Origin of the sequence: Halorussus pelagicus (assembly GCF_004087835.1) — an archaeon.
In the GTDB taxonomy this organism is placed as follows: domain Archaea; phylum Halobacteriota; class Halobacteria; order Halobacteriales; family Haladaptataceae; genus Halorussus; species Halorussus pelagicus.
In genome coordinates this window covers 382,018-407,844 of sequence record NZ_CP035119.1, presented here as the reverse complement: position 1 = coordinate 407,844, position 25,827 = coordinate 382,018, and the positions used below count along the sequence as shown (strand labels likewise).

At 66.2% G+C, this 25,827-nt stretch carries 24 protein-coding genes; 17 read left to right on the top strand and 7 right to left on the bottom strand.

Annotation, left to right across the window (positions count from 1 at the left end; genetic code table 11):
* The first annotated feature begins 10 nt into the window (after positions 1-10).
* The 3 genes from EP007_RS02075 to EP007_RS02065 all read left to right on the top strand — a co-directional run bounded on the left by EP007_RS02075 (position 11) and on the right by EP007_RS02065 (position 1,801).
* Positions 11-631 carry a hypothetical protein gene (locus EP007_RS02075; RefSeq protein WP_128476070.1) on the top strand — a complete coding sequence of 207 codons (621 nt, stop codon included), beginning with the start codon at positions 11-13 and terminating at the stop codon, positions 629-631.
* Entirely contained in the window at positions 628-1,257 is a 630-nt protein-coding gene (locus tag EP007_RS02070; RefSeq protein ID WP_128476069.1) for a hypothetical protein, read from the top strand. Before EP007_RS02075 ends, EP007_RS02070 begins: the two co-directional genes overlap by 4 nt.
* Before the next feature lie 253 nt (positions 1,258-1,510).
* Positions 1,511-1,801, top strand: a complete 291-nt coding sequence (locus EP007_RS02065) for a hypothetical protein (RefSeq protein WP_128476068.1) — start codon at positions 1,511-1,513, stop codon at positions 1,799-1,801.
* Positions 1,802-1,864: 63 nt separating this feature from the next.
* On the opposite strand, the gene EP007_RS02060 is transcribed toward EP007_RS02065, so the two are convergent.
* Positions 1,865-2,638, bottom strand: a complete 774-nt coding sequence (locus tag EP007_RS02060; RefSeq protein WP_128476067.1) for a hypothetical protein — start codon at positions 2,636-2,638, stop codon at positions 1,865-1,867.
* Between the two features lie 188 nt (positions 2,639-2,826).
* Between EP007_RS02060 and rqcH the strand changes: the two genes are divergently transcribed.
* The 6 genes from rqcH to EP007_RS02030 all read left to right on the top strand — a co-directional run bounded on the left by rqcH (position 2,827) and on the right by EP007_RS02030 (position 9,770).
* Positions 2,827-4,935 carry a ribosome rescue protein RqcH gene (gene rqcH / locus EP007_RS02055; RefSeq protein WP_128476066.1) on the top strand — a complete coding sequence of 703 codons (2,109 nt, stop codon included), beginning with the start codon at positions 2,827-2,829 and terminating at the stop codon, positions 4,933-4,935.
* Positions 4,936-5,025: 90 nt separating this feature from the next.
* Positions 5,026-5,709 carry a DUF4013 domain-containing protein gene (locus EP007_RS02050; protein ID WP_128476065.1) on the top strand — a complete coding sequence of 228 codons (684 nt, stop codon included), beginning with the start codon at positions 5,026-5,028 and terminating at the stop codon, positions 5,707-5,709.
* A gap of 127 nt (positions 5,710-5,836) precedes the next feature.
* Positions 5,837-6,904: an mRNA surveillance protein pelota gene (locus EP007_RS02045; protein ID WP_128476064.1), complete on the top strand. Its 1,068-nt coding sequence runs from the start codon at positions 5,837-5,839 to the stop codon at positions 6,902-6,904.
* Positions 6,905-7,063: 159 nt separating this feature from the next.
* Positions 7,064-8,077, top strand: coding sequence for an amidohydrolase family protein (locus EP007_RS02040; protein ID WP_128476063.1), 1,014 nt, complete (start codon positions 7,064-7,066; stop codon positions 8,075-8,077).
* 75 nt (positions 8,078-8,152) lie between these two features.
* Positions 8,153-8,896, top strand: a complete 744-nt coding sequence (locus EP007_RS02035; protein WP_128476062.1) for an SDR family NAD(P)-dependent oxidoreductase — start codon at positions 8,153-8,155, stop codon at positions 8,894-8,896.
* 34 nt (positions 8,897-8,930) lie between these two features.
* Positions 8,931-9,770, top strand: a complete 840-nt coding sequence (locus tag EP007_RS02030; RefSeq protein ID WP_128476061.1) for a hypothetical protein — start codon at positions 8,931-8,933, stop codon at positions 9,768-9,770.
* On the opposite strand, the gene EP007_RS02025 is transcribed toward EP007_RS02030, so the two are convergent.
* Positions 9,731-10,321 (bottom strand): hypothetical protein, encoded by a 591-nt coding sequence (locus tag EP007_RS02025; protein WP_128476060.1) that lies wholly within the window; start codon positions 10,319-10,321, stop codon positions 9,731-9,733. The genes EP007_RS02030 and EP007_RS02025 overlap by 40 nt on opposite strands.
* 203 nt (positions 10,322-10,524) lie before the next feature.
* Here EP007_RS02025 and EP007_RS02020 point away from each other — a divergent pair, with 203 nt between their 5' ends.
* From EP007_RS02020 to EP007_RS02005, 4 genes are all read left to right on the top strand, one after another.
* Positions 10,525-11,859 (top strand): sodium-dependent transporter, encoded by a 1,335-nt coding sequence (locus tag EP007_RS02020; RefSeq protein ID WP_128476059.1) that lies wholly within the window; start codon positions 10,525-10,527, stop codon positions 11,857-11,859.
* A gap of 336 nt (positions 11,860-12,195) precedes the next feature.
* The gene (locus EP007_RS02015; RefSeq protein WP_128476058.1) at positions 12,196-13,560 is read left to right on the top strand and encodes a sodium-dependent transporter; all 1,365 of its coding nucleotides are present in this window, start codon (positions 12,196-12,198) and stop codon (positions 13,558-13,560) included.
* A 104-nt stretch (positions 13,561-13,664) separates the two neighbouring features.
* The gene (locus tag EP007_RS02010; RefSeq protein WP_128476057.1) at positions 13,665-15,209 is read left to right on the top strand and encodes an acyl-CoA carboxylase subunit beta; all 1,545 of its coding nucleotides are present in this window, start codon (positions 13,665-13,667) and stop codon (positions 15,207-15,209) included.
* Between the two features lie 2 nt (positions 15,210-15,211).
* Positions 15,212-15,547 carry an acc operon protein gene (locus EP007_RS02005; protein WP_368408087.1) on the top strand — a complete coding sequence of 112 codons (336 nt, stop codon included), beginning with the start codon at positions 15,212-15,214 and terminating at the stop codon, positions 15,545-15,547.
* Here the strand turns inward: EP007_RS02005 and EP007_RS02000 are convergent, their stop codons facing one another.
* On the bottom strand, positions 15,548-16,966 hold the full coding sequence (locus EP007_RS02000; RefSeq protein WP_128476056.1) for a cytochrome P450: 1,419 nt from the start codon (positions 16,964-16,966) through the stop codon (positions 15,548-15,550).
* 82 nt (positions 16,967-17,048) lie between these two features.
* Here EP007_RS02000 and EP007_RS01995 point away from each other — a divergent pair, with 82 nt between their 5' ends.
* Complete coding sequence (locus EP007_RS01995) at positions 17,049-17,708, top strand: helix-turn-helix domain-containing protein (protein ID WP_128476055.1); 660 nt, start codon at positions 17,049-17,051, stop codon at positions 17,706-17,708.
* Between the two features lie 85 nt (positions 17,709-17,793).
* Here the strand turns inward: EP007_RS01995 and EP007_RS01990 are convergent, their stop codons facing one another.
* Both EP007_RS01990 and EP007_RS01985 read right to left on the bottom strand, forming a co-directional pair.
* Positions 17,794-18,639 (bottom strand): class I SAM-dependent methyltransferase, encoded by an 846-nt coding sequence (locus tag EP007_RS01990; protein WP_128476054.1) that lies wholly within the window; start codon positions 18,637-18,639, stop codon positions 17,794-17,796.
* 298 nt (positions 18,640-18,937) lie between these two features.
* Positions 18,938-20,371 carry a cytochrome P450 gene (locus tag EP007_RS01985; protein ID WP_128476053.1) on the bottom strand — a complete coding sequence of 478 codons (1,434 nt, stop codon included), beginning with the start codon at positions 20,369-20,371 and terminating at the stop codon, positions 18,938-18,940.
* Positions 20,372-20,453: 82 nt separating this feature from the next.
* Between EP007_RS01985 and EP007_RS01980 the strand changes: the two genes are divergently transcribed.
* Positions 20,454-21,113: a helix-turn-helix domain-containing protein gene (locus EP007_RS01980; protein WP_128476052.1), complete on the top strand. Its 660-nt coding sequence runs from the start codon at positions 20,454-20,456 to the stop codon at positions 21,111-21,113.
* A gap of 115 nt (positions 21,114-21,228) precedes the next feature.
* Positions 21,229-23,070, top strand: coding sequence for an acetyl-CoA carboxylase biotin carboxylase subunit (locus EP007_RS01975; RefSeq protein ID WP_128476051.1), 1,842 nt, complete (start codon positions 21,229-21,231; stop codon positions 23,068-23,070).
* A gap of 320 nt (positions 23,071-23,390) precedes the next feature.
* Here EP007_RS01975 and EP007_RS01970 read toward each other — a convergent pair whose 3' ends face one another.
* On the bottom strand, positions 23,391-23,726 hold the full coding sequence (locus EP007_RS01970; RefSeq protein ID WP_128476050.1) for a hypothetical protein: 336 nt from the start codon (positions 23,724-23,726) through the stop codon (positions 23,391-23,393).
* A 222-nt stretch (positions 23,727-23,948) separates the two neighbouring features.
* Here EP007_RS01970 and EP007_RS01965 point away from each other — a divergent pair, with 222 nt between their 5' ends.
* The gene (locus EP007_RS01965) at positions 23,949-24,920 is read left to right on the top strand and encodes a biotin--[acetyl-CoA-carboxylase] ligase (RefSeq protein WP_128476049.1); all 972 of its coding nucleotides are present in this window, start codon (positions 23,949-23,951) and stop codon (positions 24,918-24,920) included.
* A gap of 219 nt (positions 24,921-25,139) precedes the next feature.
* Here the strand turns inward: EP007_RS01965 and EP007_RS01960 are convergent, their stop codons facing one another.
* Entirely contained in the window at positions 25,140-25,631 is a 492-nt protein-coding gene (locus EP007_RS01960) for a universal stress protein (RefSeq protein ID WP_128476048.1), read from the bottom strand.
* Positions 25,632-25,827 lie beyond the last annotated feature (196 nt).

The window sequence follows — 25,827 nt, the reverse complement described above, 5'->3', positions numbered from 1 at the left end:
TGATTACGAGATGACCGACGCCCCCCGGCCGAACGAGTCCGAGGACATCCTCGAACGACTGTTTCGGAGCGGTCGAACGAACGCCGCCCTCTCGTGGTTGTTCGTCGGCGTCCTCGCGCTGGTGTTCGTCGAGAGCGTGCTGGAGTTCGACCGCCAGTGGTTGACCTTCGTCGCCGCGGCGGGCGTCGTCGTCCTCGTTCCGCCGGTCGCACACCGCGACTGGCGCGTGATGTTGCCGTGGGAGTTGCTCGCGGTGGCGCTCCTGCCGATTCTCGTCCGGGGCCTGTCTGGGGGCGAACTCGGCCTGTTCGCGTACTACCTCTCGGTCGCCGGACTCGCGCTGGTCGTAACCGTCGAACTCCACATGTTCACCTCGCTGTCGGTGACCCATTGGTTCGCCGTCGCGTTCGTCGTCATGACGACGCTGGCGTCGGTCGCGGCGTGGTCCATCGTTCGGTGGAACTTCGACCGCATGTTCGGCACGTCGTACCTCTCGACGAACGATGCGCTGATGACCGAGTTCGTCTGGGTGACGGTGGCCGGATTCGCGGCCGGACTCCTCTTCGACGCGTACTTCAGGCGACGCGACCGCCAGCTTTGGCGAGCCATCAACTGGGTGTTTCGCCGATGACGGTACTCCCGCGCCCCTCGACGGCGAACCAGCGCCGCATCACGCGAGCGATGCAGGTGGTGTTGCTCGGCGTCGTCGCCTCCGGCGTCGTCGCCGGTCAGCCGAAAGCCATCGTTAACGGGAGCATCGCGCTCCTGATAACGACGCTCCCGGCGATGCTCGAACGCAACTACGAGATTCCGCTGGACCCGTGGCTCGGCCTCTGGATTACGACCGCCGTCTTCCTCCACACGCTCGGGTCCGCAGGCTTGTACGCACAAATCGTGTGGTGGGACCATCTGACCCACGCGTTCTCGGCGTCGTTGGCCGCGGCGGCCGGATACATCACCGCCCGCGCGATGGACCTTCACAGCGACGACATCAACATTCCGTCCCAGTTCGCGTTCGTCTACATCCTCGTGGTCGTGCTGTCGTTCGGCGTGGTCTGGGAACTGTTCGAGTTCGGACTCGACGCGGTGGCCGCCGAGACCGGTCTCACCATGCCGCTGGCCCAGCACGGTCTCGACGACACCATTCGGGACCTGATGTACAACTCGCTGGGCGCGCTGGTGGTCGCGTTCTTCGGGCAGGTCCACCTCACCGGCGTCGCCAGAACAATACGAGAGCAGTTGTTCGTCTCGGAGTAGCCCCGACTCTGGCGAGCGCCGTCGCTCGCCCTGCCAGTGACCCTTTACCGGCGGACGAGGTAGCGAGCGCCTGAACCTCTCCCTCTCAGGCTCGGGCGGCGACTCCCAGACCCGATGCCGACCTGCGACTGTCGCGTCTGCGAACCCGCCCGCGAGGTGGACCTACGACCGCATCGCCGACTCGCTCGACATCGAGGCCCAGTACGACGACCGCGGCTACGCCGAGTTCGAGTTTCTGGCCGATGGCGAGACGATGGCGCTCGTCTCTCCCGACGAGACGACGTTTCCGGACCTCGACAAGGTGCCCGACGACCGCGACCTGTGGGTCAAGGAGTGTGGCATGTTCCGGGAGACGCCCGACGGCCACCCCATCCTGAGCGACGAACTGTGGGCCGAGGAGCGCGACCACCAGACCACCTTCGACCAGACGCTCGAACAGGTCCGAACCGTCGCCCCGACCGCACCGTCCTCACAGAAATCGAGGAGATTTACCGGCGACGGCCCGAGGAGTACGCCGAACTGGCCGACGAGTACGAGGGGCTGAATCTGGAGTTCGGGCGCGACGGGATGGAACTGGAAATCTGATGCCCCGCTCTCGCGCTCGGCGTCACTCGTCGCGGAGTCGGGTGAGGTCGGGTCGGAGTTCGTTCTCGACGTAGGCGGCGATTTCGCCGACGTACTCCGGGTCGAACGTCCAGAATCCGGTGTAGGTCTCGGCTTCGACCTCCTGGGCGACGAGCGCGCTGGCGGCGTCCGAGTCCTCGCCCTGGGAGACGACGAACCAGAGGTCCCCGACGGTGCCGCCGTCCTCGTCGGCGAACACGGTCATCGAGTCGGTCGCCGGTGGCCGCCAGTCGGGGACGCCGTAGAGGTTCACGTCGGTCCCGCGGTCGGCGAGGCGGACGTAGGTCTCCCAGGTCTCGCGCTCGTCGCGGAGCCGCGAGAGCCGCTGGACGCCGGTGTGGATGGTACCCCCCTTCGTGCGGCCCGCCCGTTGCTCGATGACGCGGGAGATTCCGACGAGCGGAATCTTGCCCTCGCGCTCGACAGTGTAGACGGTACCGTCGAGGTTGGTCAGGAACGCCTGAATCGCGTGGAAGAGTTCCGGGTCGTCCGCCGAGCGGTGGGCGAACGACCCAGAGTTGAGCGTCTCGATGAGGTAGTCGTAGAGCGTGTCCACGTCGATGGCTGCGAGGCATCGCTCGCCCTCGGTGAGCAGGAGAAATCGGTCGGGAAGCGTCTCGTCTCGGAACGACGAGAGCGCGACGTCATAGCGCTCGAAGTACCGCCGAATCTCCGCGACCCGCTCGTCGTCGGTGTCGGCGTTCACCGCGATGAGTTCCCGGTTAGCAGACTTCCGGCTTTGAATGAAATCTCGCATAAACTCCCTTCGTTCAACTCTATACACGGCATCGGACTATAAATTCTCTGTTAAGCTGAATATCCATCTTCATTCACTAATTATCCAAAACTGTCAGGTCCCATCGGGGCGACTCCGTCCGTGCGGCTCGACGCGCCGCCCGACCGGGTAGCGATACGCCTTTCCGCGCCGGTAGAAAACGAATAGGCATGGACCAGAAGCGGGAACTGTCGAGTATCGACCTCGCGGCCGTCGTGGCCGAACTCGGTACCTACGAGGGCGCAAAACTCGACAAGGCCTACCTCTACGACGACGACCTCCTGCGGCTCAAGATGCGGGACTTCGACCGCGGTCGGGTCGAACTCATCGTGGAAGTCGGCGAGACCAAGCGGGCGCACGTCTCGGACCCGGAGAACGTCCCCGACGCGCCGGGTCGGCCGCCGAACTTCGCCATGATGCTTCGAAATCGACTGTCGGGCGCGGACTTCGCGGGCGTCGAACAGTACGGCTTCGACCGCATCCTCCAGTTCCACTTCGAGCGCGGCGACGAGGACACCACCATCGTCGCGGAACTGTTCGGACAGGGGAACGTCGCGGTGCTGGACGAGAACAACGAGGTCGTTGACTCACTCGACACGGTGCGGCTCAAGTCCCGAACCGTCGCGCCGGGGAGCCAGTACGAGTTCCCCGACGAGCGGGTCAACCCTCTCGATGTCGATTACGAGACCCTTGCGGCTCACATGGAGGATTCGGACACCGACCTCGTGCGCACCCTCGCCACGCAACTCAACTTCGGTGGTCTCTACGCCGAGGAAATCTGTACGCGCGCTGGCGTCGAGAAGGGCACGGACATCGGGGACGCCGACGCGGACGATTACGAGGCCATCTTCGACGCCATCGAGCGCCTTGCCGACCCCGTCCACTCCGGGGAGTTCGACCCCCGCGTCTACAGCAAGGACGACGTGTTAGTTGACGTGACGCCGATGCCCCTGCAGGAGTACGACGACCTCGAAAGCGAGGCGTTCGACACGTTCAACGAGGCGGTCGATTACTACTTCGCCAACCTCGTCCCCGAGGGCCAGACCGAGGCCGAGCAGTCCGCAAGCGACCAGCGCCCCGACTTCGAAGCCGAAATCGAGAAACAGAAACGCATCATCGAACAGCAAGAGCAGGCCATCGAGGGATTCGAAAAGGAGGCCGAGGAGGTCCGCGAGAAGGCCGAACGCCTCTACGGTCACTACGGTCTCGCCGACGACATCCTCACCACGGTCCGGAACGCGCTGGACGAGGGCACCTCGTGGGAGGAGATAGAGGCTCGGTTCGAGGAGGGTGCCGAGCAGGGCATCGAGGCCGCCGAGGCCGTGCGAGGCGTCACTCCCGAAAACGGCATGGTCACGGTCGAACTCGACGGCATCGACGTTCCCCTCGACGCCGAGATGGGTGTCGAGAAGAACGCCGACCGACTCTACACCGAGGCCAAGCGCATCGAGGGCAAGAAGGAGGGCGCGCAGGCCGCCATCGAGGACACCCGCGAGGACTTGGCGGAAGTCCAACAGCGCAAGGAAGAGTGGGAGGCCCAACCCGACGAGACCGACGACGAGGACGGTGACGACGAGAGCGAAGACGTAGACTGGCTCTCGGAGCCGTCGATTCCGGTCCGCAAGCAGGAGCAGTGGTACGAGCGATTCCGGTGGTTCCGGACCAGCAATGGCTTCCTCGTCATCGGCGGGCGCAACGCCGACCAGAACGAAGAACTCGTCCAGAAATACATGGACGGCAACGACCTGTTCTTCCACGCGCAGGCCCACGGCGGTCCCGTGACGATTCTCAAGACCTCGGACCCGAGCGAACCCTCCCGCGACGTGGACGTGCCCGACGCCAGCAAGCAGGAGGCCGCCCAGTTCGCAGTGTCGTACTCGTCGGTCTGGAAGGACAGTCGATTCGCCGGGGACGCCTACATGGTCACGCCCGACCAAGTGAGCAAGACGCCCGAGAGCGGCGAATACCTCGAAAAGGGTGGGTTCGCTATCCGCGGCGACCGCACCTACTTCCGCGACGTACCGGTCGGCGTCGCCGTCGGAATTTCCTGCGAACCCCACACCCGCGTCCTCGGCGGCCCGCCGGAGGCCGTCGTTCCGCGGGTCGAGACCCACGTCGAAGTCGAACCCGGCCGCTACGCCCAGAACGACATCGCCACGCGCATCTATCGGACGTTCCGCGAGCGGTTCGAAGACACCTCGTTCGTCCGGAAGGTGGCCAGCGCGGACCTGATTCAGGAGTTCCTGCCGCCGGGCGGGAGTCGGATGCAGGAGGAGTAGTCGGCGCTCACGTACCGTTCAGGGTTCGTCGGCCCGACCCCTTCGCGGCCGAGTAGTCAGACCTAACTTCCCGCGTTCGAAGTTCCGTGCATGTTCCGCGAGGCGCTCACGTACCCGGTTCGGGGCGACGGCGAGGAGGCCCTGCTCGTCGGCGCGATTCTCGCCGTCGCGGTCGGTCTCCTCGCGCGACTTGGCGTCCTCGCGGTGTTCGCCGTCGTTCCAGCCGTCCTTCTGGTCGGATACGCCCAGTCGGTCCTCCGGGCGACCGTCGAATCGCCCAACGGGACCGCGGCGGCCAAGGACGCGCCGCCCGAGTTCCGGAACAGCCGTGCGCTCGCGGCCGACGGTCTCCGGGCGCTGGTCGTCGCTGGCGGCTACCTCGTCGTTCCCGCGGGTGCGCTCGCGCTCACGGTCGGCGGGGCGAGCGCGGGCGGACGACCCGACTCGCTCGGAACGACGGTGGTCGTCTTCGGCGCGGGCACGGTCGCGCTCTTCGTCTCGCTGGGGTTCGCCTACCTCCTGCCCGCGGCGCTGGCCGGAGTCGCCCGGACCGGCAAACTCGGGGCGGCGCTTGACCGCGGCCGCCTGTTCCGGAGCGCCCGGAGCGGCGGCTACTTCGTCGGATGGGTCGCGGCGCTCGTCGCGGCCGCCGTCGCCATCGCCGTCCTCGGGATGCTGGCCGCGCTCGGGCGACCGGGCGAGGTGGCGGCGCTCGCTGGCGGATTTTACGCCCTCGTGTTCGTGGTCCGATTGGCGGGGCGTGGAGTCGCCTGACGCGGCCGCCGGGAGGGGCCGCCGAGAGTGTGGCCGGAGTCGGTCGTCGTGCCTCTCGGGCCGCTCGGGACGCCGACCGCCGGAGACGACCGCAGGTGACTTATCGCCCGGCGAACGACGTTGACACATGCGAATCACGAGCAGAGAACCCGCCGAGGGCCGCCGCGAGCGCATCACGCTCGTCCCCGAAACCCTCGACGACCTCTGGCATCTCACCTACGTCCTCGAACCCGGCGACTTCGTGGCCGCCGACACGACCCGACGCATCCAGCGCAACGACGACCAGATGCGCGACACCGGCGGCGAGCGCGAACACCTCCACGTCACGCTCGGCGTCGAGGACACCGAGTTCCACAAGTTCTCGAACCGCCTGCGCATCAGCGGCGTCATCGAAAGCGCCTCCCGCGAGGACCAACTCGGCCAGCACCACACGGTCAACGTCGAGGAGAACAAAGAGATAACCATCGAGAAGTTCTGGAAACCCGACCAACTCGACCGCCTCGAAGAGGCCGAGGAGGCCACCGAGAACGCCGACGTGGCCATCGTCACCGTCGAGGAGGGGAAGGCCCACATCCACACGGTCGCCCAGTACGGCACCGACGAGTACGCCGAGTTCACCGGGACGACCGGGAAGGGCGAGTTCTCCCGCGGCCGCGACGAACTGTTCGCGGAACTGACGAACGCCTTGAAGCGGATGGAGACCGACGCCATCATCCTCGCCGGGCCGGGATTCACCAAGCAGGACGCGCTCGACTACATCGAGGAGAACGCCCCCGACCTGACCGAGAAGATTACCACGGTAGACACCAGCGCGGTCGGCGACCGGGGCGTCCACGAAGTGCTGAAGCGCGGCGCGGTCGAGGAGGTCCAGAAGGACACCCGAATCGCCCAAGAGGCCGAACTCATCGACGAACTCACCAAGCGCATCGGCGAGGGACCGAAGGTCGCCTACGGGGCCGAGCAGGTCCAGAAGGCCGCCGACTTCGGGGCCATCGAACACCTCCTGATTCTGGACGAGCGCCTGCGCGAGGAGCGCGGCGCGGACGGCGAGTGGGCGTTCGACGTGAACGAACTCATCACGACGACCGAGCAGAAGGGCGGCGAGGTGACGGTGTTCTCCAACGAGTTCGCGCCCGGCGACCAACTCGCGGGATTCGGCGGCATCGCCGCGCTCTTGCGCTACCGACTCGACTGATGACGCCGTGCCGGACGCTGAACGTTGGCGCGCAAGCGGGAGCGTCGGAGACCAAATCCGTAGTTTATCGGACGGTCTCGCCTTCGAAAGTAACCGCGTCCACTGCCGCCACATAAACGAATAGGGACCTTCAAGACCGTTCGCAAGAATCCACCGCACATGATTGTCGAGGGGACCGTCCTCCGCGGACCGGACTTCGAACCCATCGAGGGCCGCGTCGTGGTCGAGGACGGTGAAATCGCCGCCGTCGAGCAGGCATCGGTCAAATCCTCCCACATCGTCCTCCCGGCGTTCGTCAACGCCCACACCCACATCGGCGACTCCATCGCCAAGGAGGCCGGAGGCGGCCTGAGTCTCGACGAACTCGTCGCGCCGCCTGACGGTCTCAAGCACCAACTCTTGCGCGCCACTTCGCGCGAGGAGAAAGTCCAAGCCATGCGCCGGTCCATCGAGTTCATGCGGACGACCGGCACCGCATCGTTCCTCGAATTCCGCGAGGGCGGTGTTGAGGGCGTGTCCGCGCTCCGCGAGGCCGCCGAGGGTATCGGTGTCGATCCCGTAATCTTGGGCCGCGAGACCGTCGAAGCGATGCAGACCGCCGATGGGTTCGGCGCGAGCGGCGCGCGCGACGCGGAGTTCTCACGCGAGCGCACTGCGACGAGCGAGGCGGGCAAACTCTTCGGGATCCACGCGGGCGAGCGCGACGCCTCGGACATCAACCCCGCGCTCGATTTAGACCCCGACTTTCTGGTTCACATGGTCCACCCCGAACCGCTCCACCTCGACCGACTGGCCGACAGTTCCGTCCCGGTCGTGGTCTGCCCGCGCTCGAATCTCGTGACCGGCGTCGGCGTCCCGCCCATCGCGGAACTGGCTGACCGGGCCACGGTGGCGCTGGGGACCGACAACGTGATGCTCAATTCGCCGTCGATGTTCCGCGAGATGGAGTTCGCCGCCAAGTTGGCCGACGTGAGCGCGCGCGACGTACTCCGGATGGCGACGCGAAACGGCGCGAGAATCGCGGGTCTCGACTGCGGCGTTATCGAAGAGGGCCGCCCGGCGAAACTGCTCGTCCTCGACGGCGACTCGGACAACCTCGCCGGAGCGCAGGACGCGGTGCGCGCCGTCGTCCGCCGCGCGGGCGTCGGCGACGTGGCCGACGTGATTCTGTAGCACATTTCGACGCTGTTCGCTCGCCTGCGCACCCACCTGCCTTTTATCGTGTTCCGCGTCGTTCTTCGTCTCCGCATGAGCGTCAGTTTCGACTTCACCGACGATGTGGCACTCGTGACCGGCGCGAGCGGCGCGCTCGGGAGCGCGGTCTGTACGGCGTTCGCCGACGCGGGCGCGACGGTCGCCGCGGCCGACGTAGTGGCACCCGACGATGCCCCTCTTGACGCCGAGCGCGACCGAATCGACTTCTACGAGGGCGACTTCACGAACGAGGACGACGTAGCGCGCGTGGTCTCGGAAGTCGTGGACACCCACGGCGGACTCGACTATCTCGCCAATATCGCGGGAACGTGGCGCGGCGGGACCCCCATCGCGGAGACCGACGCCGAGACGTTCGACTTCCTGTTCGACGTGAACCTGAAGACGACGTTTCTCGCCAGCAAGCACGCTATTCCGCACCTCCGTGGCGGCGACGGAAGTGCGAGCGACGATGCGCCCGGCGACCGACGGGGCGCAATCGTGAGCGTCAGCGCACGCTCCTCACTCGAAGGCGGTGAGGGCGACGCGCTTTACCGGGCTTCGAAGGCGGGCGTCCGTCTGCTGACCGAGAGCATCGCCGAGGAGGAGACGGGCGAGGTCCGGGCCAACGCGGTCATGCCGAGCGTCATCGACACGCCCGCGAACCGCGAGATGATGCCCGACGCCGACCACGAAAAGTGGGTCGTCCCGGCCGACATCGCCGAGACGGTGCTGGTCCTCTGCTCGGAGGCGGCAGGTGTTACCAGCGGCGCGGCGGTGCCGGTGTACGGCGAAGCCTGAAGACTTATCAGGCAGTCGTCGGTGGCCTGGGGATATGGACGGACGGCTCCCCGCTGGTGTGAGTAGACGGGTCCTCCTCGCGGCGGTCGTCGCGCTGTCGCTGACCACTGCGGGCGTCGTCGGCTACCGACTCGCCGACCCCGCCGACCACGACCTCGACCTCGCGGAGTCGCCCGACGAAATCGCCTACGACGCGCTCTCACAACTCGATCACCGTGACTACGCCGTCGCGTGGCGGATTCCGCCCGCGCCCGACGACGAGGGCGGTGGGTCCGGAGACGACGCCGAGTCGTCCTCGTCCAGCGACCACCGCGTCTTCCTGAGCGCCACCGTCGAGGGGTCCGAGAACCGGATTCGCACCCAGTCGGGCGGCACGGTGCTGTTCGCCGACGAGAACTGCCGTTGGTCGGCGCGGTCGGAGACCACGAAACCAGACACCGACGGCCCGGACCGGTGCGACCCCGACCGCCGACTGATCTCGTTCTACGGACTTGAGGGCGACTGGGCCGCGGTGCGCGAACCGGACGCGAACGTCACCGTCCTCCGCGAGACCGAGACCGCGCTGGTCCTGCGGGTCAACGACACCGACACGGCGCAGTACCTCCTGTCGGGGAGAGACGACATCAGCGAGAGCGAGTATGCCCGCGAACGGGACCTCCGCGCAAATCTCACGCTGGTCGTGGACCGCGACGCGGGTCACCTCCGGCGCGTCGTCTTCCGTCAGTCCGCGCTCTCGGAGACGGACGAGGAGAACCTGACCCGCGAATACAGTCGCCACGTCTACACCTTCTCGAAGTGGGACCGAGTTACCGTCGAGCGCCCCGACTGGGCGGGCTACTCGCTCAAAGAGTTCCTCGCGGACGTGACGCGCTGACCGACGCCCGCCGCGACGCGCCCGAGACCGCCCGCCAACAGATAGAGCCAGACGACCTCGGCGAGACTCGCGGCCAGCAGACAGACGACGAGGACGACGAACAGCGCGATGCCTTGTTGACCTGACTCGACTGCGGTCAGGAGTACGAACCCCGGAAGCAGTCCCGCGACGAACGGCGCGTACAGCACCGCGAGGAGCAACCAGACTGCCGGGTCGGCAGTCACCTGTCCCGCGAACAGCGGTCTGGCCAGCGCGAGCGCGACGCCGACCACCGGCGCGAGCGCCGCCAGCGTCCGACGCGAGGGCGCGAACACGGCTTGGCCGAGTCGGAAATCGAGCGCGCGGTCGATTGCCTCCCCGAAGAGCCACGACGCCAGCGCCGCGAACGCGCCCGCGACTACCAGCGCGAGAAGGTAGCCCGCGAGCGTCGTGGGGAGCGCCGCGCCGTAGCACTCCTCACAGCCCGTGCGGGCGTACCAGTCGAGACCTCCGACCGCGGGCAGGGCCACCCCGATCATAAATGGAAGGCCGCGTCGAAGTCGGTCGTCCATCGGTCGGGCCGTCTCGGGCCGCGAGCAAGAACGTACCGGGTGTGTCACGAGACCTGACGCTCCGTCGCGCTGTGGACTCCACTCGACGTTCGTCTAATTCCGGCACGCCTCAAACTACGTGTCAAAAAACAATTGGCAAAAACCGCCGCGACGGACCAGAATCGTTTCGTTTATATCGGGCTGTTTGCAAGCTACCCTCACACATGGCACAACGCGAGACATGGACGAGTCGTATTGGATTCATTTTCGCCGCCGTCGGGAGCGCCGTGGGTCTCGGGAACATCTGGTCGTTCCCGTTCCAGACCGCGGCCAACGGCGGCGCGGCGTTCCTCGTCGTCTATCTGCTTGCCGTCGTCCTCATCGGCTTCCCGACGATGATGGTCGAGTTCGTCATCGGACGGCGCGGCGAGCAAAACCCCGTGAGTTCGTTCGATAAACTCGGCTACGGAAACTGGTCGTTCGTCGGCGGTCTCGGACTGTTCTCCTCGCTGGTGACGCTGGCGTTCTACAGCGTCGTCGGCGGGTGGGTCCTCAGCTACATCGTCGGTAGCGCCACCGGGGCGTACTTCGGCGACGCCGGGGCGTACTTCGGGTCGGTCGCGTCGGGTCCCGTCGCCATCGGCACGCACGCCACGTTTATGCTGGTGACTATCGGTATCGTCGCCGCGGGCGTCACCGACGGTATCGAGCGCGCCGCGAAGTTCATGATTCCCGCGATTCTCGTCTTGCTCGTCGCGCTCGCGGCGTGGGCCACCACGCTCAGCGGGGCCTCGGCGGGCTACGAGTATTACCTCTCGCCGGACTTCGGCGTCATCGCGGACAACTTCGGGTCCATCGTTCCGCCTGCGATGGGACAGGCCTTCTTCACTCTCTCGCTCGGGTTCAGCGTCATGATCGCCTACTCGTCGTATCTCGGCCGCGACGATAGCCTCCCGGCCGACGGTGCTGCCATCGTCGTCGTCAACACCCTCGTCGCGCTCCTCGCTGGCTTCGTCGTCTTCCCGTTGCTGTTCGCCACGGGCGGCGCTGGCGGCGCGGGCGGCGGTGCCGGAACGGCGTTCATCGCCATCGCCGGGGCGTTCGGGCAACTCCCCGCAGGCGGAATCATCGGCATCGTCTTCTTCATCGTCCTGCTGTTCGCGGCGCTCTCCAGCGCGATTAGTCTGCTGGAGGTGCCGGTGTCTTACGTCTCCGAGAACTTCGGCTACGGTCGCGTGCCGACCACGCTGGCGATGGGTATCGGAATCGCCGTCGTCGGCGTGCCCGCGACGTTCGGCACGTCGTGGCTCGGCTTCTACAACGACGTGGTGTTCAAAATCCTGCTGCCCATCTCGGTGTTCCTCCTCGCCATCTTCGTCGGCTGGATCGCGGACACGGAGGCGGTGGACGAACTCGGTCGGGGGTCAACCATCGGCGAGACGTTCACGTCGGCGTGGCTCTGGTGGGTCCGACTCGTCGTTCCTGCCGTCGTCGTCATGACGCTCTACCTCGGCGTCAAGGCGCTCTACACCGGTCTGAACAACGGAGCGTACTTCTAACCCGACGAACCGCCGACTTTTTTCGACGCGATAGGTGACCGCGAACGCGACCGGATAGCTCTAACGCTCGCGGTGGGGTGGCTTCCGCTCCCCACTCCGACTCCTCTACTCGTCACAGACTCCCGACCAACCGCAACTTCTCGGGGCGTGAAGTTACGAATCGTCAAACGAGGTCTCTTTGAGACACCTCTTTCTAAGAACTGTTACTAGCCCGCGTATTTTCTCCGAACCAATTCTGGAAAACAGCCTGGAAACCCGATTATAAACCATAATATCCGGGGATTAACGATTCCAAACTCGAAACCCTCTTACGGATGGATTGGCGAATGTGTCTCTATGACACGCGAATCGTGGCACACGCGCCTCGGCTTCATCCTCGCGGCGGTCGGGAGCGCCGTCGGACTCGGTAACGTCTGGCGGTTCCCGTGGATGACGGCCGAGAACGGCGGCAGTGCCTTTCTGGTCGTATATCTCGCAATCATCCTCTTGGTCGGCGTTCCCGGACTGCTCGCGGAGTTCGTCATCGGGCGGCGCTCCCAGCGCAACCCCGCGGGTGCGCTCTTTTCGCTCTCGTCAGGTTCGAAGTCGTGGGGCGCGGTCGGACTGTTCGCCGTTGTGACTGCCGTCGTCCTGCTGTCGTTCTACAGCGTCGTCGGCGGTTGGATTCTCCGGTACTTCGTCGCTAGTTTCACGGGGTCGTACTTCGGGTCGCCGGGCGCGTACTTCGGGACCATCGACTTCGGTCTCCCGGCCGTCGGGTTCCACGCCGCCTTCCTCGCGCTGACCGCGCTGGTCGTGGTCGGCGGCGTCCGCGACGGCATCGAGAAGGCGACGAAGGTGATGATGCCCGCCATCGTCGTCCTGCTGGTCGCGCTGGCGGGATGGGCAGTCACCCGACCCGGCGCGGGCGCTGGCCTGTCGTTCTATCTGGACTTCGACGCGGCGTACCTCCAAGCCAACTTCTTCGACGTGCTGGGCGCGGCGGCCGGACAGGCACTGTTCACGCTCTCGCTCGGGGCCGGAACCATGATTACCTACGCGTCGTACCTCGGCGACGACCGGAACCTCGTCACCGACGGGAGCGCCATCGCCGTCCTCAATACCGGCGTCGGCGTCCTCGCGGGTCTCGTCGTCTTCCCGCTGCTGTTCGTCACGTTCGGCGAGTTGACCGGACCGGCCGCCTCCGGCGGCGGTCCCGGCGCACTCTTTGTGAGTCTGGCTGGCGCGTTCTCGCAGGTTCCGTTCGGGCAGGCGCTCGCGGTGCTGTTCTTCGGAGTCATCGTCCTCGCGTCGCTCTCCTCGTCTATCAGCATGCTCGAAATCCCGGTCGCCTACCTCGTGGACGAACACGGCGTCGAGCGTCGCGGGGCGACGCTCGCGCTCGGGAGTCTCGTCCTCGTGACCGGGAGCGCAAACGCGCTCCGACCGTCGCTTTTCACCTTCGTCTCGGGGACGCTCGTGGACCTGATGCTGACCGCCGGACTCGTGGGCTTTCTCGTCTTCGTGGGGTGGGTCCTCGGCACCGATGCTCTCGAAGAATACTCGACCGGCGCTGGTCCCACTGTCCGGTCGCTCGGTCCGGCGTGGCTCTGGTCGGTCCGGACGATTTTGCCGCTGTTTCTCGCTGGCACGCTCGTGGTGAATTTGCTGGCGCTCGCGGGCGTCTCGCCGATGGCGCTCGTCGCCGCGCTGGTGGGGTAGGCGCTGTTTCGGTCTTTCGTTCCTCCATTTTAGGAACGCTTTTCCGCTCCGTGGTCCTCAAATCGCTCAATGAGTAGCCATCGGAGGGTTCGACGACTATGACGATGGAAGACAAAATCGAAGAACTCCGCGAGTTGCGCGAAGAGGCGCTACAGGGCGGCGGCGAGGACCGCATCGAGTCCCAGCACGACAAGGGCAAGATGACCGCGCGCGAGCGCATCGACTACTTCCTCGACGACGGCACGTTCAACGAGTTCGACCAGCTCCGAACGCACCGAAGCCACAACTTCGGCATGGAGGAAAAACAGGTCAAGGGCGACGGCGTCGTGACGGGCTACGGCGAGGTCAACGGCCGGACGACGTTCGTCTTCGCCCACGACTTCACCGTCTTCGGCGGGTCGCTCGGCGAGGTGTTCGCCGAGAAAGTCTGTAAGGTCATGGACAAGGCGATGGAGGTCGGCGCGCCGGTCATCGGTCTCAACGACTCGGCGGGCGCGCGGATTCAGGAGGGGGTCACCTCGCTCGCTGGCTACGCCGAAATCTTCCGGCGCAACACCGAGGCCTCGGGCGTCATCCCCCAGATTTCGGCCATCATGGGTCCCTGCGCGGGCGGCGCGGTCTACTCGCCCGCCATCACGGACTTCATCTTCATGGTCGAAGACACCAGCCACATGTTCATCACCGGCCCGGACGTTATCGAGACGGTTACGGGCGAGGAGGTCACCTTCGAGGAGTTGGGCGGCGCGAAGACCCACGAATCGACCTCCGGCGTCGCGCACTTCGCCGAGCAGAGCGAGGAGGAGGCGCTGGACGACATTCGCCGCCTGCTCTCGTACGTCCCGCAGAACAACGTCGAGGACCCGCCCCGCGTCGAACCGTGGGACGACCCCGACCGGCGCGACGAGGAGTTATCGAACGTCGTGCCCGACCAGCCTCAGAAGCCCTACGATATGACGCGAGTCATCGACGGCGTCGTGGACGAAGACTCTTTTTTCGAGGTCCAAGAGGGGTACGCCAAGAACATGGTCGTCGGCTTCGGGCGACTCGACGGTCGCTCGGTCGGCATCGTCGCCAACCAGCCCCGAGTCAACGCGGGGACGCTCGACATCGAGTCCTCCGAGAAGGCGGCGCGCTTCGTCCGGTTTTGCGACTCGTTCAACATCCCCATCCTGACGTTCGTGGACGTGCCCGGCTTCATGCCCGGCACGGACCAGGAACACGGCGGCATCATCCGTCACGGCGCGAAGTTGCTCTACGCCTACTCGGAGGCCACGGTCCCGCTGATGACCGTCATCACGCGGAAGGCCTACGGCGGTGCCTACGACGTGATGGCCTCCAAGCACATCGGCGCGGACGTGAACTACGCGTGGCCGACCGCCGAAATCGCGGTGATGGGACCGCAGGGCGCGGTCAACATCCTCTACGACGACGAACTCGACGAGGCCGAGGACACCGAGGCCCGCCGCGAGGAACTCATCGACGAGTACCGCGACCAGTTCGCCAACCCCTACACCGCGGCCGACCGCGGATTCGTTGACGACGTGCTGGAACCGCCGGAAACGCGACCGCGACTCATCGAGGACCTCGAAATGCTGGCGAGCAAGCGCGACGAACTGCCCGACAAGAAACACGGCAACATCCCGCTCTGACCATGGCGACGCCACACTCCGAAGAGCGCGAGGAGTCCGCTCCGGACCGAGCGGACGCCGACGACGCCGAGAGCGACCCGCTGGCCGACGCCGACCTCCGGATTCCCGACGACGCCACCGACGAGGAGGCCGCCGCCATCGCCGCGGCCATCGGTGCCCACCTCCGCTCGCAGGAGGCCGCCGCGGCCGCGGCGGCCGAGAGCGACGAGGAGACGTGGGACGGCAAGCGGTGGTCGTTCGCGGGTCGCCTGCGCGGCGTGCAGGGCCGCGCGGGCCGCGTGCCGACGAGTGCGCCCACGGACGCGTGGGCCGCTTCGGGGCGAAGCGACCGGTTCTGACTACTCCTTCTTTCGCACGCCGACCTCGACTTCGCCGGGGTCCAGCGTCAGTCCCATGGAGGGTTCCAGTTTCTCCGTCACACGCTCGAACTCGACGCGGCGCGCGAGCGTCGCCAACACGAGTTTCAACTCAGTCATGGCGAATCGCATCCCGATACAGTGGCGGGGACCGCCCCCGAACGGGAAGTAGGCGTACTCCGGGCGGTCGGACGCTCCGGCCTCGCTACTCCATCGCTCGGGTCGGAACTCGTCGGGCGAGTCCCACCAGCGGTCGTCACGCTGGACGCTGTAGGTGTCAAGTTGGAGCGTCGTTCCCTCAGGAACGCGGTAGCCCTCGAGGGCCATCGACTCGGTCGGTTCGCGGTAGAGCGCGTAGACCGGCGGATAGAGCCGAAGCGACTCCTTCACGACCTGTTCGGTGTAAGCGAGTTCGGGAACGTCCGAAAAATCGGGGTCACGGTCGCCCAGAACGTCGCCGAGTTCCGCGTCGAGGCGCTGGCGAACGTCCGGATTCCCGGCGAGGAGCCAGCAGGCGTAGGTCAGCGCGGTCGCGGTGGTCTCGTGGCCCGCGAACAGGAAGGTGACGAGTTGGTCCCGGACCGCCTCGCGGTCCATCCCGGTCGCCTCGGCGTCCGCGGCCGCGACGAGCAGGGAAAGGAGGTCGTCGCGCCCTGTTTCCTCTCCGCTCCCCATCTCGCGCTCGGCCATCAAGTCGTCCACGAGGGCGTCGAGGTCGGCCATCGCGCGGTCGTAGCGCCGTTCCGTTCTCGTGGGAACCCACTCCGGGAGGAACGACAACAGGCCGAAGTGGTCCATCATCGCGCCGATGGATTCGGTCGCCTCGCGGACGACTGCGCCGCGCTCGGCGTCGAAATCGAGGTCGAATAGCGCCCGAGTGAGGATTCGAAGCGTCAGCGAGGCGAAGGCGTCGCCGAGTTCGACCGCCTCGCCGTCGGCCCAGTCGTCGGCCATCGTGGCGGCGTTCGCCACCATCTCGTCGGCGTAGCCCCGTATTTTCTCGGGCGTGAACGCCGACTGGAGCGCGGTGCGCTGGCGTCGCCACCGCTCGCCCTCGGCGAAGGCGATGCCCTCAGGCGCGACGAGGTCGCCGAACGCCATCTCGAACTCCCCCTTCCGGACGGCGTCGTTCTCCGAGACCAGCACCGTCTCGACCACTTCGGGGTCGAAGACGGCGACGATTTCCTCGCCGAACGCGCTGTAGGAGACGAGGTCGCCGCGGGCCGCCAGTCGCTCGGTGAAGGTCGGGCCAGCGCGGGACGCCGCGACGGTGGACCCGACGACCGGGAGGCCCGTGCGGTGGGGCGGCGTCTCGGCCCCATTCCCGTTTTCGGCGGCCCTCGCCGTCTCGGCCGTCTCGTCGCTCGCTCGGTCTCTCGCCGACTGGTCGAGTTCGCTCATGTTCGAAGGGAGGGCGGCCCGCTCCCTCCGGGTTGCCGCGAAGCAGTTGGCCTTTTTATGTAGGGCGTCCATGCGTCCCAGTGTGAAATCGCTCGACGTGACCATCCGACTCCCGCCGGAAATGCAGTTGTCGGTCTCCGAGCGCGTGACGACCGGCGACGACTTCGAGCGCGAGGAGGTGCTGTCGTGGCACACTCACGAGGAGGAGGGAATCGAGTACTTCCTCTCGCTGGTCGTCGGCGACATCGAATCGGTCCGAGAAGCGCTGGCCGCCCTCGAATCGGTACGGTCGTTCGACCTCGCGCCGATTGACGACGACGCCTTCTACGCCTACGTCACGATGGACCTCCGCCCAGAGGACGAGGCGTGGCGCTCGGCGATGGACGGCCGCCGCGTCGTCCTCGTCCCGCCGATAGTGTTCGGGCCGGACGGCGCAATCGCGCTGACGGTGCTTGGCGACCCCGAGGAACTCCGGCAGGTCGTCGCGGAGTTCCCCGAGCGGGTCGGCGTCGAAATCGACCGCGTGGGCGACCACCGCGGCCTCGCGGGGTCGCTGGCCGGTCGGTTGACGATGCGCCAGTTTGAGGCCATCGAGGCGGCCAGCGAGTTGGGGTACTACGAGGTGCCCCGCGAGGCCGAACTCGCCGAGGTGGCCGCCGCGCTCGACTGCACGGAGAGCACGGCGTCGGCGCTCCTGCGGAAGGCAGAGCGCGCGCTCGTTGACGCCGCGCTCGTGCGATGACCGTCCGTTGACAGAACGTGTTGCTATGCAACGTCCGCTCGCAGAACTGGGACTTGCGAGCGTGAGCCATCTCGAAGGCGGAATGCTACGCTCGGCAGACTGCCAACATGTGCTCCGAGACATCTGCGGCGGTCCGGTCCTCGCGGAGCGACCGGACGACCTCGCGCACCGACTCGACGGCTTCCTCGTCGGCGTCGGCCAGTTCCGGTTTCGTCCGACTGGCGACGTTCTCCAGTCCGACCAGTTTCTCCACGGCGAACCCCGCGGTCTCCAACTCGCGCTCGAACTCGTCGGCCCGGTAGCCGTGACACTCGGCCCAGCCGTCGCCCTCGGCGCGCTCCGCGACGCGCTCTGCGGTGTAGTCGCCGTCCTCGGCGATAGGCCCGAGGAGACCGTGTTCTGTGTCGAGAGTGAACTTCAACACGTCCCGGAGCATGGCCAGACGGCCGATAACCGAGACGAAGACGGGCGAATCCGACTTCGCCACGCGCCGAAGTTCGGCCATCGCGGTCGCGCGCTCGTCGTCGTCCACGACGTGGCTCAGAGGACCGCCGAGACAGCAGACCGCGTCGAAGGCGTCGTCGTCGAACCGGAGGTCCCGAACGTCCCCCTGCTCCGCGGCGACGCGGTCGGCGAGACCCCGCTGGGCGGCCTTCTCGCGGGCGAGTTCGACCTGCGACGCCGAGAGGTCCACGAGCGTCACGTCGTATCCTCGCTCCGCCAGCCAGCAGGCGTAGCGGCCCGCCGCGCCGCCAACGTCGAGGACCCGGACGGGGTCGGAGCGATTCTCGGGGTCGGGCAGGTACTCGGCGAGGTAGTCGGTCGTGTTCTCGAACTCCATGCGAGTCACGGGGTCGCGGTCGAGGCGTTCCCACTCGGACTCGCCGAACTCGTCGTAGTAGCTCTCGGGGTCCATGTTGCGGTCGCTCATCGGTCTGCGCCCCCGTCGAGCGTCGATTCGCTGGCAATTCGCCGTCGGCACGTCGTATCGGTGTTCATCGTTCGTCGTTTCTCCTGTATCGGTGATTGTCGGTCGGTAAGCGAGGCGTGAGAACGGTCGGTGGCGCAGAGTTTCACCCCGACGCCGGGCCACCGGCGGTCAGGACTCCACCCGACGAAGAGCGGTCGCTGGTCCGTGATTCGGGCCAGCGCGGGGCGGAGTCGGTCGATTCACGCTCGAACAGTCAGCCCCCCGATAAATAAAAGTTGCCGGAGTGCGGTACTGCGGCTCACCCTCGTTCGAGAACGCGCATCTCCATCGACTGGTCGGGCCGCATCGTCGCGGCCATCGAGAGGTCTGGGTCGCCTTCGTAGGTCGGGTCGAAACTGACCTCGCGGGCCAGCGTCGCTAGCACGAGTTTCAGTTCCGTCATAGCGAACCGCATCCCGATGCAGTGGCGCGGGCCGCCGCCGAACGGGAAGTAGGCGTAGTCGGGAATCTCGTTCTCGAACTCCTCGGTCCATCGTTCGGGCCGGAACTCGTCGGGTTCGTCGTAGAACCGGCCGTCGCGGTGAAGCTTGAAGATGGGAATCGAAATCGCGGTACCCCTCCTGACGCGGTAGGAACCGAGCGTCACGTCCTCGGTGGGTTCCCGGAACAGGACGTGGGCGGGCGGATAGAGTCGCAGGGTCTCGTTCACGACCTGCTCGGTGTAGTCGAGCGCGTGCAGGTCGGTCATTTGCGCCCGCCGGTCGCCGAGTTCGGCGTCGAGTTCCGCGCGGAGGCGGTCGAGTTTGTCGGGGTTGCGCGCGAGCAGGTGCCACGCGTACGTGAGCGCCAGCGCGGTCGTCTCGTGGCCCGCAAAGAGGAACGTCACCATCTGGTCGCGCACCACGTCGTCGGCCATCGTGGTCCCGTCCGGTCCCTCGGCGTCGAGCAAGACCGAGAGCAGGTCGTCGTACGAGTCGGGTCCGTCGCGCCGTCGCTCGGCGATGAGGTCGTCCACCATCGACTCGAAATCGGCCATCGCGCGCTTGAACCGCCGGTTCTTCCGCGTGGGCACCCAGTTCGGGAGGAACGCTGACGCGCCGCTGGCGTCGCCTCGCTCGTTGAGTGCGGCGGCGGCCGCTCGGACCACATCGAGGCGACCCGATACGTCCACGTCGAACAGCGACTTGGCCAGAATTTCGAGGGTCAGTTCCGACATCACGTCCTCGACGTTCACGAGTTCGCTGTCTACGAGTTCGTCGCCGAGGCGGTCGGCGTACGTCACCATCGCGTCCGCGTAGCTCTGAATCTTGTCAGGCGTGAACGCCGGTTGGATGCGGACCCGCTGGTCGCGCCAGACCTCGCCCTCGGTCAGGAGCAACCCTCGCTCGGCGAACCCGGCCGCGGCCTCCCGGAACATCTCTGCCTTCACGAACTTCTCGTTGTCCGCGACCAGAATCCGCTCGACGTACTCCGGTTCGAAGATCGTGCAGAACTCCTGTCCGGCAACCTCGTAGCGGACCGCTTCGCCCTGTTCGTCGAGTCGGTCGTAGAAGCCGAACGGGTCGCGCGCGAACTGGAGGGTGTTGCCGACCAGCGGCGGCGCGTCCAACTTCGGCGGGTCGCGGACCGCCGGGCCGCCCTCGGCGTCGTGTGCCGGACCGCTCTCCGCGTCGCGGGCCGCCGCGCTCTCTCCCGCCTTGGAGGCGTCGGCGCTGGAGTCTGAATGGCTCATGCTCGACAGTTGGGTCGGCCCATCGATAGAAACTCCGTCGAACTGCCTAGCTCTTTTTTATGTAGCGGCGGTATCGCCGACCGTGAAGTACCTCACGCTCACCCTCCGGCAACCGCGAGAGACGCGCCACCCGATGCAGAACTTCATCGCCGACTCCCCGGCGGTGGACCGCGAAGAGTTGCTGGCGTGGAACATCCTCCGCGAGGAGGGCGTCGAGTACGTGCTGTTCTACGTCGAGGGCGAAATCGACCCTTACCGGGCGGCGATGGACGAGGTGGAGTCGATTCCGGAGTACACGCTGGTTCCCATCGACTCGCGGTCGTTCTACGCCTACGTCCGGCAGGAGACCCGCGAGACCGACACTGACTTCCGGTCGGTGTTCGCCCGGCGGCAGTTGCTCGTGGTGCCGCCCATCGAGTACACCGGCGGGGGCCACATGCGGTTCACGCTCGTCGGCGCGCCGGACGACCTGCGGACCCTGCTGGGCGACCTGCCCGAGCGAATCGCGGCCGACGTGGAGGAGGTCGGCGACTACGACCGCAGGCACGGCACCGTCGCGGCCGGACTGACCGACCGACAGTTCGAGGCGGCGTCGGTCGCCGCCGAAGTCGGCTACTACGAGGTGCCACGCGAGGGGTCGCTGGCCGACGTGGCGGCGGAACTCGACTGCGCGGAGAGTACGGCGTCGAACCTGCTCCGGAAGGCCGAGGCGAGCGTGATGTGCCGCGTCGTCGGCGAGTGAGTAGTCGCCGCGTGTCCCCGTCAACAGACCTGCGCCGAGCAGTTGACGACCTCGCGGCGGTCGTCGGGAAGAACCGACAGAATGAGGTATCCTTCCCGAATATTTGCCGCTAAGAATGTTCGACAAGGTACTCGTCGCAAACCGCGGCGAAATCGCGGTTCGCGTGATGCGGGCCTGCGAGGAGTTGGGTATCGACACCGTGGCTGTCTACAGCGAGGCCGACAAGGACTCGGGACACGTCCGGTACGCCGACGAGGCGTACAACGTCGGTCCGGCCCGCGCGGCCGACTCCTACCTCGACCACGAGGCGGTCGTGGACGCCGCGAAGAAGGCCGACGCAGACGCCATCCATCCCGGATACGGCTTCCTCGCGGAGAACGCCGCGTTCGCGGGTAAGGTCGAGGAGACCGAGGGCGTGAAGTGGATCGGCCCGTCCGCCGACTCGATGGAACAACTCGGCGAGAAGACCCACGCTCGCAAGACGATGCGCGAGGCCGACGTGCCCATCGTGCCGGGCACGACCGACCCCGTCGAGGACCCCGCAGAGGTGACGGAGTTCGGCGAGGAACACGGCTACCCCATCGCCATCAAGGCCGAGGGTGGCGGCGGCGGCCGCGGGATGAAGGTCGTCCGGAGCGCCGAGGAGGCCGAGGACCAACTCGAATCCGCCAAGCGCGAGGGCGAGGCGTACTTCGACAACGACAACGTCTATCTGGAGCGCTACCTCGAAAACCCGCGCCACATCGAGGTCCAGATTATCGCCGACCACCACGGTAACGTCCGCCACCTCGGCGAACGAGACTGCTCGCTCCAGCGCCGCCACCAGAAGGTCATCGAGGAAGGTCCCTCGCCCGCGCTCACCGACGAACTGCGCGAGGAAATCGCGGAGGCCGCCCGCCGCGGTGCCGACGCCGCGGGCTACTACAACGCCGGTACCTTCGAGTTCCTCGTCGAAGAGGACACCGAGCGCGAGGGCGGCGAACTGCTCGGGCCGGAGACGAACTTCTACTTCCTCGAAGTCAACACCCGGATTCAGGTCGAACACACCGTCACCGAGGAACTCACCGACATCGACATCGTGAAGTCCCAGATTCGGGTCGCCCAAGACGAAGAACTGGGCTTCTCGCAGGACGAGGTCGAACTCGAAGGCCACGCGATGGAGTTCCGCATCAACGCCGAGAACGCCGCGAACGACTTCGCGCCCGCGACCGGCGGCGACCTCGAAACGTACGACCCGCCGGGCGGCATCGGCGTCCGACTCGACGACGCGCTCCGACAGGGCGACGAACTCGTCACCGACTACGACTCGATGGTCGCCAAACTCATCGTCCACGGGTCCGACCGCGAGGAGTGTATCGTCCGCTCCCAGCGCGCGCTCGCGGAGTACGACATCGAGGGCATCCCGACCATCATCCCGTTCCACCGCCTGATGCTCGAAGACGACGCCTTCGTCGCGGGCACCCACACCACGAAGTACCTCGACCACACGCTCGACCCCGAGCGCATCGAGGAGGCCCAAGAGAAGTGGGGCGGCAAGACCGATTCGACCGCGGGCGACGACGAAGAGGTCGTCGAGCGCCAGTTCACCGTCGAGGTCAACGGCAAGCGCTTCGAGGTGGACTTAGAAGAGCGCGGCGCGGCGGCGATTCCGACCGCTGGCGCGAGCGGCGGTTCCGGCGGCCAGAAGCCCCAACCCGCGGGCGGCGACTCCGGCGGGTCGGACGGCGCGGCGGCCGACGCCGAGGGCGGAAGCGTCACCGCCGAGATGCAGGGCACCATCCTCGACGTGAACGTCCAAGCGGGCGACGAGGTGGCCGCCGGTGACGTGGTCTGCGTGCTGGAAGCGATGAAAATGGAGAACGACGTGGTCGCCGACCGCGGCGGCACCGTCTCGCAGGTCGCCGTCGCCGAGGGCGACAGCGTGGACATGGGCGACGTGCTGGTCGCCTTCGAGTAGTCGATTTCGGTCTCTCGGTTTCTGTTGCTACGAGACTTCTTTTCGAGATGTCACACCGACCTTCGACGACCGGATGACAGCGGTACTATCTCGCCGGTCGTGGCCGGGGAGAGCAACAGCGGTGACTTGTGCGACGCGCTAATCGACATCAGGTAACGAGCACCCCGCTCGCCGGTTCAGAGTCAGTCGCGGCTCTCACTGACGAAAATACTGACTACTGAGTTACAAGTTGAAGTATATACATCTTAAAACGGGGTGTCGCGTCCACGGAGTAACGTGGACACTCGTCGTCTGTTACGCTCCTTTGTCGTTGTGCCTCGCTATGGGCCGCCGTTGTTCTCTGACAGGAAGTTGTCGCTGAACCACGCCGTGGGATAGCCATCGAGGTCTACTTTCCAGTAACCGTCCCGAGAGCAACCATCGACGATGGTGCCACTCGTCTTGCGGTTGTAGAACTCGTAGTTCTTTAAGTCACAACTCTCCCAGCCGGGAATGTCTCTCCCGTCCGCGTTCAGGTATACTTCTTGTCCCACGTACAGGTCGCTCGCCGATGCAGAACTCGTGGCGGCACCCATGAGGGCTCCGCCTCCTACGATAGCGCCGGACGCTTTTAGAATGCTACGTCGACTTTTTTCTGGGTGGGAGTTATCTGCCATTGCATTTACACGTATATGGCAGAAATACATAAAATTTTCTAATGAAAAGAAACAATTTTAATTATAGTAAGTATTAAATTAGGGATAGGTCTGTCGAACGTACACTCAGGCAGAACAATCGGTCTCCGGCGGGTACCGGCGCGTTGCCCAAAATCACGCTCGCCGAGATTCCGTCACGATGGAATCGTCTCTTTCATCACTATTCCATTCTTACCGACCGCCATGAACGACACCCGTCGGGCCGTTCTTGAAGCCATCTCGGAGGACCCAGTCGCGGGTCCGGAACTTGCCGACCGTCTCGGCGTCTCGCGCAACGCGGTCTGGAAACACGTCGAAGCGCTCCGCGACGCGGGCTTCGAAATCGCCAGCGGCGACGATGGCTACCGCCTTGACGGCGCGCCGGAGTACAGCGGTCCCGCGGTCGAGTACGGTCTCGACGCCGATTTCGCGGTGGAGTACCACGACGCCATCGGAAGTACCAACGACCGCGCGCGGGAACTCGCCGGGGAGGGTGCCCGAGACGTGGTGGTGTTGGCCGACGAGCAGACCGGAAGCCGGGGTCGTCTCGACCGCGAGTGGTCGGCCCCCTCCGGAGGAATCTGGCTGAGCGCGGTCCTCCGGCCCGACTTGCCGCCCGCCCATGCCCCGGCGCTCACGCTGGCGGCCGCGGTGGCCATGACCGACGTGGCCCGCGAGGCGGGTGTGAACGCCGAAATCAAGTGGCCGAACGATATTCTTGTGAGCGAAGCGAGGCAAAGTGGTGATACGACCGACGAAACGGCCGACCGCGGCGGAAAGAAACTCGCGGGCATCCTGACCGAGATGGAGGGCGAGGCCGGTCAGGTCTCGTGGGTCGTGGTCGGCGTCGGACTCAACGCCAACGTCTCGGCCGACGAACTCCCCGAGGGCGCGACCAGTATCCGCGAGGAGGTCGGCGACGTGGACCGTCGCGTCTTCGTCCAGCGCCTGCTGGAGCGGTTCGACGAACTCCGGGCCGACCCTGAGACCGCAGTCGAGGCGTGGCGCGACCGGTCGGCCACGCTCGGCCAGCGCGTCCGGGTGGAGACCCCGACCGGAGAAATCGTCGGCGAGGCGATAGACGTAGCGTTCCCCGGCGCGCTTGTGATTGAAACCGACGACGGCGAGCGCGTCCACGTCCACGCGGGCGACTGCGAACACCTTCGGCCGGTGTGACGGAGGCAATTTTCGACCGGGCGCGCGCCCTCTTGACAGTCATCCCGGCGCGTGCGGGCGCGAGGGACGAGCGAACGTAGTGAGCGAGGAGGTTGGGGAGGTGTGAGGCTGATGCGGGGCAGTGCTGTGCGGTATGAGTGGCATCGGCAGTAGCGACCTTCTCGGACTGTCCTCGATAACTCTCGCTATTTAGAACACCGCTTCGTAACGCTTGCCCACTCACGTCGCCGATTCCTCGGCGGCCGCGCCCTCGCTGTCGGATTCGGTCGAATGCTCGTCGTCGCCGACCTGCACAGTCAGCACCGGGACCGAGCAGGCCCGGACGACCCCCTCCGCGACGCTCCCCAGAAGCAGGCGGTCGATGCCGCCCCTGCCGTGGGTCCCCATCACCACGAGGTCGCAGTCCTCGCGCTCGGCGTACTCCACGATGCACTTGCTCGGCGACCCGTCGAGAAGCCGCGACGAACACTCGACGCCGTACTCGGACGCGATGGCTTCGACCCGCTCCAGCGCGCTCTCGCCCTCATCGCGCAACACCTCGTCAACGCCCTCCCACGAGGTTTCCATGTGGAGACCCGCGAACGTCGCGGAGTTGACGACGTAGACGCCGTGGAGTTGCGCGTCGTGTGCGGCCGCCAACTGAGCGGCGTGTTCGACCGCGCGCTCGGTCTCGGTCGAACCGTCCGTCGGGACGAGTATTCGGTCGTACATCTATGTGGTGTTTGGTACCGTCTCACAGGGTATAAGCCTTTACAGTATTCCGGTCATGCGCGCCGCGGTGGTTTCTGCCCGGTATCGGTCCCCCCCGAAATCGAGGCATCGAGACTGAGGGTGTCGGAACGTGGAGTCTCGAACCCGGAAGCGCCGAGACTCGTTTACCGTCGCTACTCGGACGGCCCTTCCGACC